Origin of the sequence: Streptomyces huiliensis (genome assembly GCF_020037025.1) — a bacterium.
Classification (GTDB): Bacteria; Actinomycetota; Actinomycetes; order Streptomycetales; family Streptomycetaceae; genus Streptomyces; species Streptomyces huiliensis.
This window is the reverse complement of sequence record NZ_JAIQLH010000053.1, coordinates 15971-33160: the sequence shown is the minus strand read 5'-3', so window position 1 is coordinate 33160 and position 17190 is coordinate 15971. Positions and strand designations below refer to the sequence as shown.

Sequence of the window (17190 nt, the reverse complement as noted above, 5' to 3'; positions counted from 1 at the left end):
CTGGAGGGTGATCAGGCGAGCGGGGCGATCCGATTCTCTATCTCTTCGAGGAGGAACTCCATGTCGTCCAGCTCGTCGATTTCTTCGCCATCCTCCGGGATGGCCTCAACGGCTGCCGCGGTCTCTTCGAGCGTCTTTTCTTCGGCCATTACGTATGCCTCCTGAGAAGTCGACTCCCCGGGGGCATGCAGGATGTCCCGCTCAATCCCCCGGTTGGCGCCATGGGCCTCATCACACGCTATGCCCTGAAGATGAACATGCAAGTACCGGTTTGAAGTTGGCGCAAAATGCCCCCGTCGAGGAGTGGGTTTCCTAGATCGAGTCGGCGTGAAAAGGGGCCATGGAATGCGGGCATACGGTGTGAATCGAAAGGTCCCGGTGGATCCGTACATAGGGAATCAGTCAGTCCTGTAAGCGACCTTGTTGGCCTTCCAGTTGGCGATCTAAGGTGGCACGCGACCGATGGCTGCCCTACGCAAGCAACTAATTTTCTGCTCTTTGCCGTTCGGCCGGCACAGCCGTCGAACCGAAGGGAGTCCCGCGTGTACTTGGCGACAAGCGCCGAGGCCAGGACGCAGTGGCCGGTAGATGCTCTGGTCGTCTGCGCAGGAGCCCCCGAGAGACAATCCGACGATGGTGCGCCACCCCTGACGGCAGATTTCGGAGTGTGCCTTCCCGTTGCCTTCGCGGGGCTCCGCTCGGTGATTTCCACCCTTTCCTCGATCGCCCCAGAAGCGGTCCGCGGAACCGCGGAATCCCGGCAGCCCGAGTGGAACCGGCTCTACCCCGGGACCTTCCCCGACGCACCGTTGCTCGCGGATCTCGCCGGTACGCCGTCGGAACGCCGGCTGCACGCCGAGTCGGAACAGGTGTTCCGAGTGCTGGACACGGCGGCGGAGGCCATCGTCGCCGCGATGACGGCCATCGGCCGCCCGCTGCACCTGCGCGGCGTGGGATACACGGACCTGCTCAGCCTGCGCGGCCTGCCCCGCATCCTGGAACGGCTCGCCCTCGCCGCGCGTCATCCGGAGGTCCGCCTGCACCTCCATGACGTCGTCCCGGCCCCCGCCGACCTGGACCGCTGGGATGCGCCGCCCGCCGCGGAGATCCGCCGCCGCATGACGGCGGCGCTGGCGGCCCGGCTCGGCGTGCCCTTCCCGTCCGGCGGGGAGCAGGCGGGACCGGCGGACGGACACGTGCCGCCCGAGGCGGACGGACACGTGCCACCCGGGGCGGACGGACACGCGCCGCCCGAGGCGGAGGGACACGTACAGCCCGAGGCGGGGGGATACACGCCGCCCGAGGCGGACCCCGACTCCGTCACAGTGGACGAACACCGGCTGCTGACAACGGCCCTGGATCCCGCGCCGGAAGGCGCCGATTCAACCCTGGCCGCCGCGGCCGCCCTGCTCGCCATGCGCTCGTGCTTCTTCGCCTGCAACCACGAAGGCGGGGTGCTGGCCGCGCGGGCGCTCCTCGACCGGCTGGCCGCCGACCCGGACCTCGCCGTGGACCGCGTCCGCGAGCACTTCACGGCGCTCGACCCCGGCGACGGCACCCCGGCGATCGGCATCCACGCCGAAGCCATCGAATCGGTGCCCCAGCTGCGCAGCCTGGCCCTGCGCTACCTCGGTATGGTCCGCGCGCTCGTCCTCGACCACGACGGCGCGCGCGAGGAGTTCACCCGGGCCGTCGAGGCGGCGCCGGACGCGATCACCGAGGCCCGGGTGCTGCTGCTGCGGGCGCTGCTGTCCGTCAAGCGGGCCGGGATGCTGGAGAGCGGCACGGCGGACATCGACCACGGCCTGGAGCGGCTCTCCACCGTGGACACCCCCACCGCCGGCGTCGAACGGGCCTGGCTGCGCAACGTCCGCGCCCTGGCCCATGTGCGCTCCGGCGAGTACGCGCAGGCGATGGCGCAGGAGAAGCAGGCCGTGGCGCTGATCGGCCGACTGCACTCGGCGGACGCCACCCACCTGAAAATCAACCTGATCTCCAACATCAGCGTCTTACAAGAGATGGCCAAGAAGTACGACGCCGCCACCCGCACCTGGGACCAGTTCGCCCGGATCAGCACCGACTGGGGCGACAGCTTCTTCAAACACCACCACTACCGGGCGGCGGGCCTCCACCTGCGAGCCGGCCGTCACACCGAGGCCCTGGAAGGCTTCACAGCCGCCTACGACATCGCGCACAAACTGGCCGACCACCTGCACCGGCAGCTGATAGCCCTGGAAATCGGCGGCATGCTCCTCGACCTCGACCGGCCGGAGGAGGCACGCACCTGGTACGAGCGCGCCGAAGCGGCCGCCACCACACTCGCCGACCCCTACACCCTCGCCCTCGCCCGCACCGGCGTCGCCCTGGCGGCGGGCACGCTGCCGGACGGCGAGGCCGTACGGCGGACGGCGGCGCTGAGCTGCGCACAACTCCGCGAGGCGCACCGGCTGTGCCAGGCCCTGGACGCGGCGGACGACGGCGACCCCGCCGCGCTGCGGGCCCTGTTGCCCCGGCCGAAGACCAAGCTGAACCGGCCCTTCCTGCTCACCCGGGCCGACCTGGAGACGCCGTGACGCCGACAGCTCCCCAGGACGCCCCCCTCTTCCGCATGCTCGACCCCTTCGTCCTGCGCCGCGCCGGATTCGGCATCGGCCTGCTCGACGGACTCGACTGCCCCGGCACCGCGTCCGCCCTGCAAGCCGCCCGGGAGCACGCCGCACGCGCCGAGACGGCACGGGCCCGGCTGCTGGACGACCTGGTTCCGGCGGAGGTGGCACGACTGCGGGCCGCCGGAGACCGCGACGGCCTCCGGGCGCTGTCGGCGCTGCGCTCGCGGATCGGCCGCCGACGCGTCCGCGCGCTCCCGGAGGGCCCGTGGCCGGCCGGCCTGGCCGACGGCTACCGGGAGTGGACGGACGCGGTGGCCGCGGCGGCCCGGGACACCGCACGAGCCGACGAACTGCTGCTCCGGGAGGAGCAGTCGACGGCCGAGCGGCTGTTCGCCGCGACGGCCCGCCAGGACGTCCGCGAAGCCCTGTTCCTGCTGTCACCCGGCTTTCTCGACTCCCTGGTCCGGCACGACCGGCAGCCCGCCCCACCCGGTGGCGGCACGGCCTCCGAACGCGCCCTGCAACGGCGGGCCTACGCCTTCCTCCAGCGCCTGGGCGCCAAGAACGAGACGACGAGCTTCTTCGGACCGGTCTGCTTCGGCAGCGTCGACCCCGAGGCGAAGACCGTCGGCCACGGCCCCGAGACGCCCACCGGAGTCGTCCGCCGCGGCGCGTTCGTCTCCTTCTGGGCCGCGGCCGCCTGGGGACGCGCCGCCGCCGCGATACCCGCGGTGCGCCGCCGGCTGCCGCCCCGCCGCATCGCCGCCGTCGTCCTGGAAGGCTCGCGCGCCGCGCTGCCCGGCAGGCCCCCGGTCGACCTGGAACCGGCGGACCTGGCACTGCTGCGGTCCGTGGACGGGACGAGGACGGCCGCCGAACTCGCCGCCGCGACCGGGCTCGCCCACCCGGAGACCGAGTCCCGCATCACGGCCCTCGAACGCAACCTGCTGGTCCGCCGGGACCTGGAACCCGGCTCCACCACCCTCCACCCGTTCCAGGACGTGGTCTCCCGGCTCCCGGACGTCCCCGAGGCGCAGCCCTTCCGCACGGCCGCGGCCGACCTGAGCGCCCTCGTGGAACGGTTCGCCGCGGAGACCGGGGTACCCGAACGAACCAAGATCCTGGCGGAGGCCGAGGCGCTCTTCGAATCGGTGACCCGGGTGCCCGCGCGGCGCAACCAGGGCCGTACGTACGCCGACCGCTTCATCTTGTTCGAGGACTGCTGGGCCGACGGGCAGCCCGTACGCTGGCCGCCCGCGCTGGCACGGCGGATCGAGCGGGCACTCGACCCGGTGTTCCGGCTCGGCCTGACGGCAGGTCACCTCAGGCGCGAAGGACTGCGCGGGATCGCCGCCGGACTGCTCGCCGAACACGACGGCTCCCTGCCCTTCCTCCGCTTCGCCGAACTGCTCGCCGCCCGCCTCGACGAGGGGGCGCTGCTGCCCGTCCGCCAGAAGCACGAGCGGTGGCGATCGGCACTGCTGGACCGCTTCCTGGCCGCCTCCGACGGACGCGTCGCGGCGCTTCCGCCCGACGCGGTGGCCGATCTGGCCGACGCCCCCGACGGGCGGTTCTTCGTCAGCCCCGACGTCATGCTCCCCGCGGATCCGGCCGCTCCGCTCGTGCTGGGCGAGATCCACCCGTACATGTTCGCCTGGGGACTGCAGGGCCACTTCGCCCCGGACGCCGACCACCTGGCCCGCGCCGTACGTCCCGCGCTCGACGTGTGGGGCGGCCCGGCCCGCGCCGCGACCGTGCTCCACCGCCGCCAGCACAAGGGCCTCGTCGGCGACGCCTACCCGGGCCGCTTCATCGAGGTCACCGGCCGCGCCGGCACCGGCCCCGGACGGCGGGCGATGGCCGGTGAACTGACGGCGGCGCTCGTCGACGGCGAGCCCGTCCTGCTCGGGCCCGACGGGCCGCTGGAACTGTACGTCGGCGAGGAGGACCACGCGCACCTGCGGGTCTTCGCCCCCGTGCCGGTGGAGTTCCCCCGGCTCGCAGCCGGCGAGCACACCCCGCGCCTGGTGCTCGGCGACGTCGTGGTCCAGCGGGAACGCTGGGACCTGCCGGCCGGCGCGCTCCCGGAACTCGACCGCGCGACCGACCGAGCTGCCCTGTTCCGGGCCGTCGTCACCGAACGCGCCCGCCGCGGCTGGCCCCGGCACGTCTTCGCGCTCAGCCCCACCGAGACCAAGCCGATGTACCTCGACCTCGACGTGCCGCAGGCCCAGGAGCACCTGCGCTCCCTGGCCGCCGCCGGGCCGCTGGCCGTCACCGAGATGCTGCCCGGACCGGACGAACTGAGCCTTCACCGCTCCACGGGCGCGTTCACCAGCGAATACCGCATCGCCATGGTGGCCGGGACGGGGCCGTCGTCATGAACACGACGGTGATCGTCCCGCCGGGCGGCGACCCCAGCCTGCGGCCGGTGTGGCCCGGGGCGCACCGACTGCTGGAACCCGGCCGCCGATTCGTCGCCCGCGTCCTGCGCGACACGGCCGCCACCGGCGCCTCGACCGCCGCCGACGCGCCCGAGCGGGCCGCACTGCTACGCGCGGCGGCGGCAGCGCTGGCCGACCCGGACGGCCCCCTGGAACGACTGCGGGCGGCGGCCCTCCTGATGCGGACCGCCACCGGACCGGACGACCGGTCCACGGTCCAAGTCACGCTGGACGACATCGCCCTCGCCGACGGATCCACCGAGGACTCCGACGCCGTACTGCGCGCCGTACGCGGGCCCGTGCCGTACCAGCCCGAGCTGGACGCCGCCGTGGCCGCCGTCCGGAGCGACGACGAGGTGTGGATCGTCCTGGACCGCGACCAGCAACTGCCCGCCACGGCCGCCCTGGCCGAGCGGCTGCCCGGACGACCCCGGATCACAGGTCGCTACGCACGGACGCACGGGCACGTCCTGGGCCGGCTCACCCCGTTCCGCTCCGCCACGTTCGCCAGGCCCCCGGCGGCGGTGCACTGGTCGGTCGCGGGCCTGCCCGACGACGGCCGGCCGACCCGGGACGGCGCCCCGGTGCACTGGCGCGAACGGGCCGCCGACGCCGTACCACCAGGCCCCTGGGCGGGCCGGATCGGGTTGCGGGACCTGGTGGAGCGGACCGGCGAACTGATCGACGGCGGGTGTGTCACCGCCGTGCTGGGGGTGTGCGCCGCGGACGAGGAGGTACTGCTGGGCCGCGGCGGTTCCCGGGCGCCGGCCGCCGAGGTCAGGGCCGCGACGGCCCGGCTGCGGGCGGCCGGGGTCACCGTGCTCGCCGAACTCTGGCTCGGCGCGCCGGGCGTAGACGCCGACCGGGCCCAGGACACCGCGAAGCGGCTCACCGCCCCGGACAGCCCCGTGGACCGGGTGGTCGGGCTGCGACCGTTCGACTGGCCCGTCCACTGGGACGACCCGGCCTGGGGCGGGATCAGCGTGCGGCTGTCTCCGGAGACCGGCCCGGACCTCGCCCGGCACCGCCGCTTCGAGGCCCCCGGCACCCTGGAGCCGCAGCAGGTGACCGAGCTGGTGAACACCATCGGCCCAGGGCTGGCCAGGGCCGGACACCTGGTCCCGGCGCGGACGGCGGCGGCGTACCTCGCGACAGGACCGTCGGACGGACACGGCGTGCCCGCCGACCGGAGCACATCGGATGACCGGAGTCCGTCGGACGGCCGAAGCGCAGCAGACGGGCCGACCGCACCGGCCGACCAGAGCACGTCGACCGACCAGAACACCCCGGGAATCCGCCTCGCTCCCGAGGTCCGCCTGGTGACCGTGGACACCACCGGCGGAGCCCAGTGGTACGCGGTCGACCTCAGACTCGGCCGGGTCGTCCGGCTGGACCCCCGGATGGCCGGCCGCCTGCGGATCGGCCGTCACCCCGTCCCGGAGACCGACGCGCTGCCGGGCACGTCCGACGCCACCCGGACCCGGCTGCTCGACGCCTTGGTCCGAGCCGGGCTGCTGGTCCGCCACTGAACCGGCCGAGCGGTGACCGCCGCCCACGCCAGGCGGAGTGCCGGACCATCCGACAAGGAGACAGGTGAACGACATGTCCGTGGGCGACCACCGCTGGACCCTCGCCCCCGTCCTCGTGCTCCGGCACGCGGGGCTGCCGTTCGACTGGGTCGAGTCGCTCGGCGCCGCCCCCGCCGTACTGGACGCCTGCGACGCGCTGCTGGCGATCGAAGACGAACTCGCGCCCCTCCTCGGCGCCGAGGCCGCGGGCCGGCTCGTCTCCGCCCTCGAAACCGGCCGGGGCGCGAAGGTCCCGCGGCCGGCGCGCGAAGCCGTCGCCCGCTGGCGGGAAGCCTGGGACCGGCTGACCGAGGCCCACGCCGCCGACCGGCGGCGGCTTCGCGCGCGGCTGCGCGCCCTGGCCGGCGACCCGCGGTTCCGGGACGCCGTCTTCACCTCCAACCCCGGCATGTACGACGCCATGCTGGCCGGGTACCTCGACCGCGACGACGTCCCCGACACCGCCCGACACCGCCGCACCGAACGGCAGATCTACAGCTACCTCCAGCGTTTCTGCGCGAAGAACGAGACCGCCAGCGCCTTCGGCCCCATGGGCTACGGCAGCCTCGGAGACGGCGAGGGCCTGCGGGTGGAGCCGGCCGGACCGCGGCGACGCCGGGCCTTCCTCACCCACTGGGCGGTCACCGAACTGGCCTCGGCGGCAGCACGCGACAAGGCCCTGGCACCCCATGTGCCCGTCCGAATGGGCCTGTTGACCGTGCGCGACGGCGACCGGCTGACGATCGCCGGCACGGACACCGCCATCCGACTGGACGCCACCCAAACGCGCCTCACCGACTTACTCGCGAAGGACGGCCCGTCGAGCCTGGCCGCGCTCGCCCGCACCGCGGCCCTGCCCCTGCGCGCGGTCGCGGACGCGCTGCGCCCGTTGCTCGCCGTCGGCGCGGTCCTGCGCTCTTTCGACGTGCCCAACGAGACGGTCGATCCGCTCCCCGGCCTGCGCGCCGCCCTCAGCGCGCTGCCGCCGGTACCGGCCCGCGACGCCTGGACGGCCCGGCTTGACGAACTCGCCGCCCACTGCGACCGGTTCGCCGCCGCGGCCGGCGACGTCGAGGCCCGGCGCGAAGCCCTGGCGGAGCTGGAGGCGGCGTTCACCGCAGCGACAGGGGCGCCGCCCCGGCGGGGCGCGGGAGCGGTCTACGCCGACCGCCTGGTGCTGTTCGAGGAAGCGTCCTCGCCGTTCCGGATCGAGATCGGCACCGACCTGGCCGAGGCCCTGACCCGCGTGCTGGAACCCGCCCTGGAGTCGTCGGCCGCGTTCGGCGACCGGGTCCAGGCCGACCACCGCCGGCGCATGGCCAAAGTGGTCCGGGAGGCCACCGGGCCCCTCGGGTTCCTCGACTACGCCCGGCTGGCCCGCCCCGACGGCGAGAGCGGCGGTCGCTTCTCCCCGATGGAACCCGTCGCCGTACCAGGCCTGGGCGGACAGCACGTCCGGCTGGACGCCCGGGCGTTCGGCGAGCCCGAACCGGGGGAGCGGTACGCCCTGCCCGACGTGTGCCTGGCCGCACCCGACGCGGAGGCGGCGTCCCGCGGCGAGTACCGGGTGATGGTCGCGCGGGTCCACCACCATCTGCTGCTGACCGGCTGGCTCGGCACCTTCCACCCCGACCCGGCGGCCTTCGACCGGATCGCGGCCGAATGGCTGGAGCGACAGGACGGCCGGGTGATCGGCCTGGCCACCAGCCGCCGCAACAAGGGCTTCTACCGCTTCCCCGGCCCCCGCCTGGTGTTCACCGCCGGCGACCCCGACGCCCGTACGGACAACGTGCCGGCCGCCGCGTGCACCGTCGAGGTCCGCGAGGGCCGCCCGGTCCTGCTGGACCCCCACGGCCGTCCACGGCAGCTGTACCCCGTGCTGAACGACCTCACCACCTACCCGCCCTTCGCCGCACTGTCCCCGCCCTCCGTGCTGCACGCGCCGCTCACCGGCGAGACCGACCGGCACCTCGGCCGGGTCGGCATCGGCGACGCCTGCTACCAGCGAGAACGCTGGACGCTCGACGGCCGCGAACTGCCGGTCGTCCAGCCCGGCCCCGGACCGCTGCTGACCCTGCGACGGCTGGCCCGGACGCACGGGCTGCCACGGTTCGTCTTCGCCCGCCTCGCGAGCGAACGCAAACCGTTCCTCGTCGACACCACGTGCCCCTTCGCCGCCGACCTGCTGGCCCACCTGGCCGCGCACCGGACGACCCGATCCGTGCGGTTCGAGGAGATGTACCCGGGCCCCGACGAGCTCTGGCTGCGCGACGCGAGCGGCCGGTACACCAGTGAACTGCGCATGCAGCTCACCCGACGCCCCGTGGAGGCAGCGTGACCGCAGCAGCAGCAGCCGCGACCGGCCGCGACACCGGCCCGGACCCGGCCGCGCCCCCGCCCGGCCGCCCGCCGCAGGACGTACACATCGCGGGGACGGTCTCCTTCGGCGCCCGCGCCCTCGAATGGGAACTGGTGCCCTGGGCGCTGCTGCGCACCCCCGGCTTCCCGGTCGACGGCGTCGCCGGACTCGCGGACCCCGAGCTGGTCGCGGCCGACGACCGGCTCGCCGAACTGCGCGCGGCACGGGAGACGGCCCGGCGCGAACTCACCGACGAGCTGGGACGACACGTTACGGGCCAGTCGGCCGCGGGGCTGCGCACCGTACGACGCGCGGTGGCCGCCGGACGTCCGGTGCCGGAGCCGGCCCTCACCACCTGGGCCGACGCCGGCCTCGACACGGCGTTCCCCGCACGGTGGAACACCCTGACCGGTGAGATCGCCGCCGCCGAACACGAACTGACCGAACGGTACGCCGAGGCCCACGCACGAAGCGGCCACCGGATCGCCGAACTCTGCCGGGACCCGCGCTTCCAGCACGCCGTGTACCTGTCCAGCCAGAGCTTCTTCCACCACGGGCTGCCCCGCGTCCTCACCGGCACGGAGGAAACCGTCCGCCAGGACCGCCCGACCCGCAAAGCACTGGCGACCGCGGCCCGTTACCTGCGGCGGCTGTCCGTGCGCTGCGAGCAGACGTCGTTCTTCGGCCCCACATACTTCGTACACCTCGATCCCGCTCTCGACCGGACCCTCCTGCTCGGCCCGCCCGACCACCGGCGGACCTACGCGGAACCCGGGATCTGGCTGCTGGAACTCCTCGCCGACCTCGACTACCGGTCCACCCCCGCCGAGCAGCGCAGGCCGCGCCGCCACCCACTGTTCCGGCCCGAACAGGACCGGCTGACCAGCGCACTCGACGGCAGGTTCCGCCGGGCGAGCCGGGAAGCGCTCGCCCTGTGGCTGGCACTCGACGGCGAACACACCCTCGCCCAAGCCTGCGCGGCCGCCGGAGTCCCGACGGCCGAGGCCGACCGGCTGCTGGCCGAACTGGGACCCACCGTGATCCGCCGCACCCCCGTGGCCAGCCACGCCCTGCACCCGCTGGAGCAACTGGTGGCCGCCGAAGCCGACGCGGCGGGCCCCGCCCACCGGATCGCGGAGGCGGTCAGGACCTTCGGCACGACCCCCTGGCCGGACCGCCGTACGGCCTTCGAAGCCGCCGAGGCGCTCGTCACCGGGCTCGGCGCGCGCACCAGGCAGGGGGAGGGGCAGCACTACGTCGACCGGTACGTCCTGCACGAGGAGTGCGCCCACCCACTGAGCGCCCGCACCGCCCTCGGCGCACCCACAGTCGACGGGATCACCTCCGCGCTGCGGGCCGTGCTGCCCCTGTCGTACCTGGGTGCGCTGGTGGCCAGGGAGGACGCCCGGGAGGCGCTGCGGCAGGCCACCGGCGGACGACGGACACCGCTCGCGCGCGCCGGATCCCTGCGGCTGCCCCCGGTGACCCGGCGCCGGGACGCGCTCACCGCCGACCTCGCCGCCCTGGTCACCGAACGCGCCCGGGCATCCGGCATTGCCCAGTTGACCTCGTCGGACGTCGAAGCCCTCATCCACCGCCACTGCCCGCCGCTCGACCCCGCCGACCACTTCGCCACGGTCGCCGGCCCCGATCTGATGGCGATGGGCCCGCTCGACGAGGCGACCTGGGTGCTCAGTGAACTGCACGACGACGGCAGCTACGTCGCCGGCGCCGTGACCCGGCTCCACCCGGACGGCGCCGGCCTGCGCGCCGACTTCGAGCGCCGGACCGTGTCGGTCATCGACCCCGACGGCATGGCGGCGGTGGTCTCCCGGCGGCGCAACAAGTTCCTCGTACCGGAGATGCCGGGGCTGTCCATCGAGGTCGGCGGCTACTCGAGCAAACCCAGGACCCAGACCGTGCCCCTGTCGGAGGCGGACATCGCCGAGGACGGCACCGCGCTCCACGTCGACGGCCGCCGGCTGCGGCTGTACAGCGGGGACATCCCCTCCGACGTCCACCGCGCGCTGGCCGTCCCGGCCCTGAACCCGGTGGTGATCGACACCGGCGACCACACCCCGCGCATCTGCGTCGACGGCACCGTCGTCCAGCGGGCCCGCCGGCGGCTGCGCCTCGCGGGCGGGCTGCGCGGATACGACGGCTGGTCGGCGGCCCAGCGCCTGCGCCGGGACGCCGCGCTGCCCCAGCGGGTGTTCGTCCGCCACCCGGCGGAACCCAAGCCGCTGTTCGTCGACTTCGCCGACCTCTACGCGGTGGCCGACCTGATGAGGCTGCCCGCGGCGGAGGTGGTCGTCACCGAGATGCTGCCCGACTACGCCGGCCTCTGGTGGCGGCCGCACGGCGAACCGGTGTGCGCCGAACTCCGCACCAGCTGCCTGGTCCGCCTCGCCCCCACACCAAAGGACGTCCCCCGGACGACAGCGCCATGATGGCCCCCGGCCATCCGCACGACCACGACACCGAATTGAGAGGCGCCGCACCATGTCCTCGAGCAACGAGGCCACCGCCCCGGAGGAATCGCAGTCCGGACCCGCCACCGGGCCGAGCGGACTCAGGCGCTACCTGAACCTGCTGTCCGCACCCGGCGCCCTGCGCCTGTCGGTGGCCGCCCTGCTCGCCCGGCTGCCCAGCGGAATGACCGCCCTCCTCCTGGTGAGTTCCGTCGCCCGGGCCACCGGCTCCTATGCCCAGGCCGGCACCGCCGCCGCCTGCTACGCGGTGGGCGTCGGCGTCTCCGGGCCGGTCCGCGGACGCGCCGTCGACCGCAGGGGAGCCCGCCGGGTCCTGCTGATCGCCGGATGCGGCCAGGCGGTGGGCTTCCTCGCGCTGCTCGCGGCACTGGCCTTCCACCTTCCCCGGCCGCTGATCCTCGCCGTGGCACTGGCCATCGGCCTCCTGCTGCCACCGGTCTCACCGGTGATGCGGACGATGTGGCGCCGCTCCCTCCCCGAGGACGAGCTACGGGCCGCGGCCTTCGCCATGGAATCGGTGGTCGTCGACATGGTCTACATCGTGGGCCCGTCCCTGGTCACCCTGCTTCTCCTGCTGTCGACACCGGCCGTCGCGCTGGGAGTGAACGCGGTCCTGCTCGCGGGAGGCTGCCTCGTACTGGCCTCGGCACCCACCATCCGCGACTGGCCGACCACCGCCGCGGCCGAACGCCACTGGCTCGGCCCCCTCAGGACCGCCGGCGTCCGATGGATGCTGCCCATCGGCCTGCTGGCCACCGGCTCGATCTCCGGCATCGAGGTCGCCCTCCTCGCCTCCGCCGGCGCCCGTGGCCACTCCGACCTCGGCGGCCTCCTGGTCGCCGTCTTCTCCGTCGGCGGGGTATGCGGCGGCCTCCTCTACGGATCGCGAAACTGGCGCGGCACGACCGCCCAACACCTCCGGCTGCTCCTCCTCCTGCTGGCCTCCGGCTACTTCATCGCCTCCCTCCTGCACGGCCTGTGGTGGCTCGTCCTGCTCTTCCTGGTCACCGGACTCGCCCTGGCCCCCATGATGACCGCCCAGTTCACCGCCATGGAACAAGTGGCACCCGAGGAGTCGATGACCGAGTCCTTCGCCTGGCTCAACGCCCTCGGCCAGGCCGGCGGAGCCCTCGCCGCCTCCGCCGTAGGCCTCCTCATCACCAACAACGGCCCAGACCGCGCCTTCCTGATCCCCACAGCCATGGCCGCCCTGGCAGCCACCCTCACCTTCCCCCTCCGAACGGGCCCCGAACGCCCCTGACCCCCGACACACTGCCAACCACGACCTGAGCCCGACCTCCGGGCGATCGTGGTGTGTCTGGGTTGGGTGTGTACGGAGATGGCCGACCGGCGGATGGCGCGGTTTGCGGTGGAGGCGGGGCTGGCGGGTGGTGTCGAGGCGGGGTACGAGGAGGCGACCCGGTTGTCTCCTGCCGGGCGGCGGGGTGAGCCGGTGGAGGTCGCCGAGGCGATCAGCTGGCTGCTGTCTCCGGCCGCGTCCTACGTCAACGGGGCGGTCCTCACCGTCGACGGCGGGGTGAGCACAACCAGCGTCAGCGGTGTCGCTTTCGACTATCGGATCGAGGCGCGTACCCCGCGCTGGTAACGGGCTTGGGACAGGCCCGTTCCACAGGGCCGGCGGGGCGTGGCGCCAGGACGGGGCCGGGGCCCACCAAGAGGCTGGGCCGGGACGGAGTCCCAGCGGCAGCCGTGCTCGTCGCCCGGGGGATGCCCCGCATAGTCAACGGCCTCTTGGGGCGCCCCGCGACCGGCTCCTCGCCCGCCCGGGCACCGGACGAAAAAGCCGCAGAGCAAGCCGCCCCGCGACTGGCTCCTCGCCCGCCCGACGCTGGACCCAAGCCCGCAGGGCAAGCCGCCCGGGACACAGATTTGCATCACGCCGGGGGCGGTATGCGACAGTGGGCACTCCGGGCCGCCCGACGCCCCGCCACACCCGCGTCGGCCACCGGTAGAACCCCACACCCCAACCACACAACGGTCCCGGCCCCGCCCTGCGCTGCGTTCCGGACCGCCCCACCCACGCCCCCACAGAGGAACCCTTCCCCCGAGAACGATGCAGGCGACGACCCTTCCTCCCCGGACCGCGGACCTGTTCACCCAAGGCCTGGAGCGGCAGACCGGCGCGGCCCTGCTGCGCTTCGGTGCCGCCCGGCCAGGCCCGGCCGACCGCATCAGCTGGTCCGGCGACGGCGCGGTGGCCTGGCTCGACGAGCCGCGCGGCCACCTGTGGAGCGTCGGCGAACCCACCGCCGCAGCCGCCCTCACCCTCCGCGCGGCCCACCAACTCCCCGACAATGTAAAAGAGTTCACCGCACCCCGAGGCGCCGATACACTCCTCGGCCGCCACCTGACGGTCACCGACCCCACTGCCTGGACCTTCCGCTGGACACTCGACGAACCACCACACCACCCAGCCGAAGAACGAGTGACCAAGCTCAACGAGACGCACCACGACCAACTCCTCACCTTCCTCAGCGAACACAGCCCGGCCCACTCGACCGGACCCGGCTCCTCCAACGTCAGCCTCTGGGCAGGCATCCGCGACACCGACGGGCACCTGGTGGCCTGCGGCGCGATGAGCAGCCTGACCGACAGCGGCACGCCCCTGATGGCCTCCGTCGCAACCGACGCCTCCCGGCGCGGCCAAGGCCTCGGCGCGGCCCTCACCACCTGGCTGACCCGCTACGCCGTCCGCCGGTACGGCCACTGCACCCTGTGGCAACTCGCCGACAACACCCCCGCCGACCGCCTCTACACCCGCCTCGGCTACCGCAACGAGGACCCCTGCGTATCCGCGCGCATCAGCACCCACTGACCGAAACCACGCACCCTGCTGCCGGCACTCGACTGCTGCCGGCACTTGACACCCCTCCGCCGCCTCCCCGCCGCTGCGCTGCCGTTGAAGCGGGAATCCGCGGCCTCGCTGCGTATGGACGCACCCGGGTGCCGTTCTTCGCGGGCATGCGAGCGGGCTGTGGCGCGGCACACGGAAGAACGACCTGACGACCACCGCCTGCCCAACGCACGACCGGGGGAGGAATAGGCCGCCACGACCGGAGAGGAAAAGGCCACCCTCCAACGGACCCGCAGTGATCCAGGCCGGCCCACCACATGGTGCGTCAAGAATGCCGCCCGTCGCTTCCAGGAGCCTCGGTGGCACTGGCCGGGGGCCAGAGACAGGCGAGTGCTCGTTGTTTCGCAGGCCCTGCCGCGCCCTGGCGTCTTGGATTCGAAAACAGAACGGCGTTCTTTCCTTGCTTCCGTTGGAGCCCGGAGGGGAAAGAGCCACCGGCGTCACGGCAGTCCGGCGCGGGGACTCGCCGCAGTTCAAGCCCGTGACCAAGACTCGCCTGTCCCGCCCCGCCCCGCCCCGCCCTGCCCTGTCCCGCCTCGCCCTGCCCTGCTCTGCCCTGTCCTGTCTCGCCCTGTCCTGTCTTGCCCTGTCCCGGGGCGGGCCGGCTCGTCCGCCCCGGGACGGGTCCGTGCCGACAAGGCGTACGCCTCCAAGATCCACGTCCGGCACGTCCTGACCGCCATCATCGTCAACATCGAGCGTGTCAACGCAGAGCTCATGACGCCGGCGGCAGAGCGCCGGCCCCGAACATCCACCGCGCTCCAGAGCTTCCTGGACTGGCAGCGCATCCCCAGACCAACGGCATGGCGCACCGCCGGGGCCTCCTGATCTCCCCAAGGCCCCCGACAGCGCCACGCACTGAAGGTCAGTCGGTCACCTGCCGGGGCGACGGTGTCGGCCCCACCGGCCTCCCCGGACGAGCTCCTCGACAGCGCCAAAAGCAGCCGTCCTCACCCGGGGGCCGGGCGGCACCGTCACCGGCTCCCGCGTCCGCCACGCCTGTGTACGCGTTGGAGAACCCCCTGGTCGACGGCAGGCCCGCCGCACCCCGGGCCCATAACACCAACCTCCCCTTCCACGGCCTGGGCACCAGCAAGGGCACCTCCCTCGGCACCGGCGGCACGTCCCGCAAGACCGGCAAGCCCCCTATGCTCACCAAGGCCCGCAAGGCGCTCCGGGCGTCCCGGGCGCGCCGCGGCGGCTGAGCGCCCCCTCCCCGCCCCCTTTCCGGCGCGTCGTCTACGGGGCGAGTGCCGCCAGTGCGTCCGCCACCGGCGCGGGGTCGAGCGGGCCGATGTGGGGCGCGGCCGGGAAGTCGTGGACGTGGAAGCGGTTGCGGGGCGTGCGGGCATCCGCCTCCGCGATCATCCGGTCCTGGAGCTTCGTGGCGATCGTCCGATCCTTGCCGAAGCGGAGATAGGTGCGCGGCAGGCGCCCCCAGGTCTCCGTCCGGCCCACGGCCCGGCCCGCGTAGGCCGTGGTCGACTCATCCGTCTGCATGCTGCCGAGGCGCTGCCGGAACACGTTGTCCGGATAGCCCGCGCACATCATCTCCCGCAACGCCTCAAGGTAAGCGGGGTCTGCCGCACGGGGGTTGAGGCGCATGACGCCGAGCCGGTCGGGGTCGCCGATGATCTGGCCGAGCGGGATGAGCGCGTCCGCGTTCTCCGGGGCCGCCGTGCAGGCGTCGGGGGTCGGCAGGGCGGGGCTGGGGCAGAAGGCCGCCATGTAGCAGATGTGGTGGAGCATTTCGGGCACGGCGTCGCTCACGCGGCTGACCGTGGCACCTCCCAGGCTGTGACCGGCCAGGACGACGGGTCCGTGCGCGGCCGTCCGGCGCACGACGCGCGTGACATGCCGCTCGTAGTCGTCCAGGCCCAGCGCCGCGACCGGTGAGGGCTCGGTGGCCATGGCGGCGAGGTCCTGCCGCTGGTACGACTCCGGGACAAAGGCCTGCGAGCCGTGCAGGGGGAGGTCGACGGCGACGACGCGGTGGCCGCGCAGGCTCAGCTCCTGCGCGACGGGCAGCCAGTACGCTCCCGCGCTGTGCGTACCGTGGACGAGTACGTAGGTGCACGGCCCGGTCCGTCCCCGCCTGCCGCCGCCGTCGCTCGACTCGTGCAACTCATGCTGAGGTTCCATGGGTTGACGGTACGGGCGGCCGCCGTCCGCCAGGAATGGGGACAGCCTCCGATGCCGGGGTGCGGTGGACCCCCGGCATCCACCGGATTCCGGGGTCCCCCCGTCCCCCTCGGCGGCGCGGCAGCGTCCGACGCCGTTCTGCGAGCCGGCCTACCGGTCAGGGGCCGTCCCGGAGACGAGGGCGGCGAGCAGTCCCTCGCCTTCGCGCAGATGCAGCCGGATGTCTTACGGGCGGTTTGCTGGGGTCTGGGCTGTGTGGGTGGTGGGCTCGCACCCTCGGCGTGGCGGTGTTCGTTGGTCGGCCAGGGCTGATTGGCGAGGAGGAACCGCCTTGGGACGGGACGTGAAGCGCGCGAAGCGGGGTAAGCCAAGGTGACGGCAAAAGCCGCCACGAGTAGATCTTGGTCCAAGAAAACCGCAGCTCGCCGCGACCCGGCAGGAAGCGGCGGCCGCACACGGGGCAGCGTATGGCGATCGAGTCCGGGCCGTTGAGGATCATGTGCAGCCCGATCGCGGCTCCCTCGCCCCAGCGGCGGCGGTCGCGTCGTGCCCGGGCGGCACAGGCCGGGCCGCAGTAGAGGGCGTCCGGACGGGCTGCCGCCCGGATCGGTTCCCGGCACCACCGGCACCGGCGGACTCGACCGGCCATGGCTTCAGCGTACGCCCCGGGCATGGCGCCGGCCCCGTACGGCCGCGGGCCC

10 protein-coding genes and 1 pseudogene are annotated in these 17190 nt (G+C 73.7%); 9 read left to right on the top strand and 2 right to left on the bottom strand.

Going from position 1 to position 17190, the window contains the following annotated elements; all coding sequences use genetic code 11:
* Positions 1-11: 11 nt before the first annotated feature.
* Complete coding sequence (locus JNW98_RS11305; RefSeq protein WP_223768017.1) at positions 12-149, bottom strand: ammosamide/lymphostin RiPP family protein; 138 nt, start codon at positions 147-149, stop codon at positions 12-14.
* 552 nt (positions 150-701) lie between these two features.
* On the opposite strand from JNW98_RS11305, the gene JNW98_RS11300 reads away from it, so the two are divergent.
* The 9 genes and pseudogenes from JNW98_RS11300 (at position 702) to JNW98_RS11260 (ending at position 15552) form a co-directional block, all read left to right on the top strand.
* Entirely contained in the window at positions 702-2573 is a 1872-nt protein-coding gene (locus JNW98_RS11300) for a tetratricopeptide repeat protein (RefSeq protein ID WP_223768016.1), read from the top strand.
* Positions 2570-4993 (top strand): lantibiotic dehydratase, encoded by a 2424-nt coding sequence (locus JNW98_RS11295; protein WP_223768015.1) that lies wholly within the window; start codon positions 2570-2572, stop codon positions 4991-4993. Before JNW98_RS11300 ends, JNW98_RS11295 begins: the two co-directional genes overlap by 4 nt.
* Positions 4990-6582 carry a hypothetical protein gene (locus tag JNW98_RS11290; RefSeq protein ID WP_223768014.1) on the top strand — a complete coding sequence of 531 codons (1593 nt, stop codon included), beginning with the start codon at positions 4990-4992 and terminating at the stop codon, positions 6580-6582. Before JNW98_RS11295 ends, JNW98_RS11290 begins: the two co-directional genes overlap by 4 nt.
* A 64-nt stretch (positions 6583-6646) precedes the next feature.
* Entirely contained in the window at positions 6647-8959 is a 2313-nt protein-coding gene (locus JNW98_RS11285; protein WP_372459215.1) for a lantibiotic dehydratase family protein, read from the top strand.
* Positions 8956-11430: a lantibiotic dehydratase family protein gene (locus JNW98_RS11280; protein ID WP_223768013.1), complete on the top strand. Its 2475-nt coding sequence runs from the start codon at positions 8956-8958 to the stop codon at positions 11428-11430. The genes JNW98_RS11285 and JNW98_RS11280 overlap by 4 nt, the downstream gene beginning before the upstream one ends.
* Before the next feature lie 52 nt (positions 11431-11482).
* Complete coding sequence (locus JNW98_RS11275; RefSeq protein WP_223768012.1) at positions 11483-12733, top strand: MFS transporter; 1251 nt, start codon at positions 11483-11485, stop codon at positions 12731-12733.
* A gap of 36 nt (positions 12734-12769) precedes the next feature.
* Positions 12770-13078, top strand: a pseudogene (locus JNW98_RS11270) (SDR family oxidoreductase); the annotation flags it as partial.
* A gap of 468 nt (positions 13079-13546) precedes the next feature.
* Positions 13547-14308 carry a GNAT family N-acetyltransferase gene (locus tag JNW98_RS11265; RefSeq protein ID WP_223768011.1) on the top strand — a complete coding sequence of 254 codons (762 nt, stop codon included), beginning with the start codon at positions 13547-13549 and terminating at the stop codon, positions 14306-14308.
* Positions 14309-15348: 1040 nt separating this feature from the next.
* Positions 15349-15552 (top strand): hypothetical protein, encoded by a 204-nt coding sequence (locus tag JNW98_RS11260; RefSeq protein WP_308015552.1) that lies wholly within the window; start codon positions 15349-15351, stop codon positions 15550-15552.
* A 34-nt stretch (positions 15553-15586) separates the two neighbouring features.
* Here the strand turns inward: JNW98_RS11260 and JNW98_RS11255 are convergent, their stop codons facing one another.
* Positions 15587-16489: an alpha/beta hydrolase gene (locus tag JNW98_RS11255; RefSeq protein ID WP_223768010.1), complete on the bottom strand. Its 903-nt coding sequence runs from the start codon at positions 16487-16489 to the stop codon at positions 15587-15589.
* Positions 16490-17190: the final 701 nt, after the last annotated feature.

Excerpts from the sequence above, each read along its gene's own strand:
- JNW98_RS11305 (WP_223768017.1), bottom strand. The coding sequence starts at position 149 with ATGGCCGAAGAAAAGACGCTCGAAGAGACCGCGGCAGCCGTTGAGGCC.
- JNW98_RS11290 (WP_223768014.1), top strand. The coding sequence starts at position 4,990 with ATGAACACGACGGTGATCGTCCCGCCGGGCGGCGACCCCAGCCTGCGG.
- JNW98_RS11275 (WP_223768012.1), top strand. The coding sequence starts at position 11,483 with ATGTCCTCGAGCAACGAGGCCACCGCCCCGGAGGAATCGCAGTCCGGA.
- JNW98_RS11265 (WP_223768011.1), top strand. The coding sequence starts at position 13,547 with ATGCAGGCGACGACCCTTCCTCCCCGGACCGCGGACCTGTTCACCCAA.
- JNW98_RS11255 (WP_223768010.1), bottom strand. The coding sequence starts at position 16,489 with ATGGAACCTCAGCATGAGTTGCACGAGTCGAGCGACGGCGGCGGCAGG.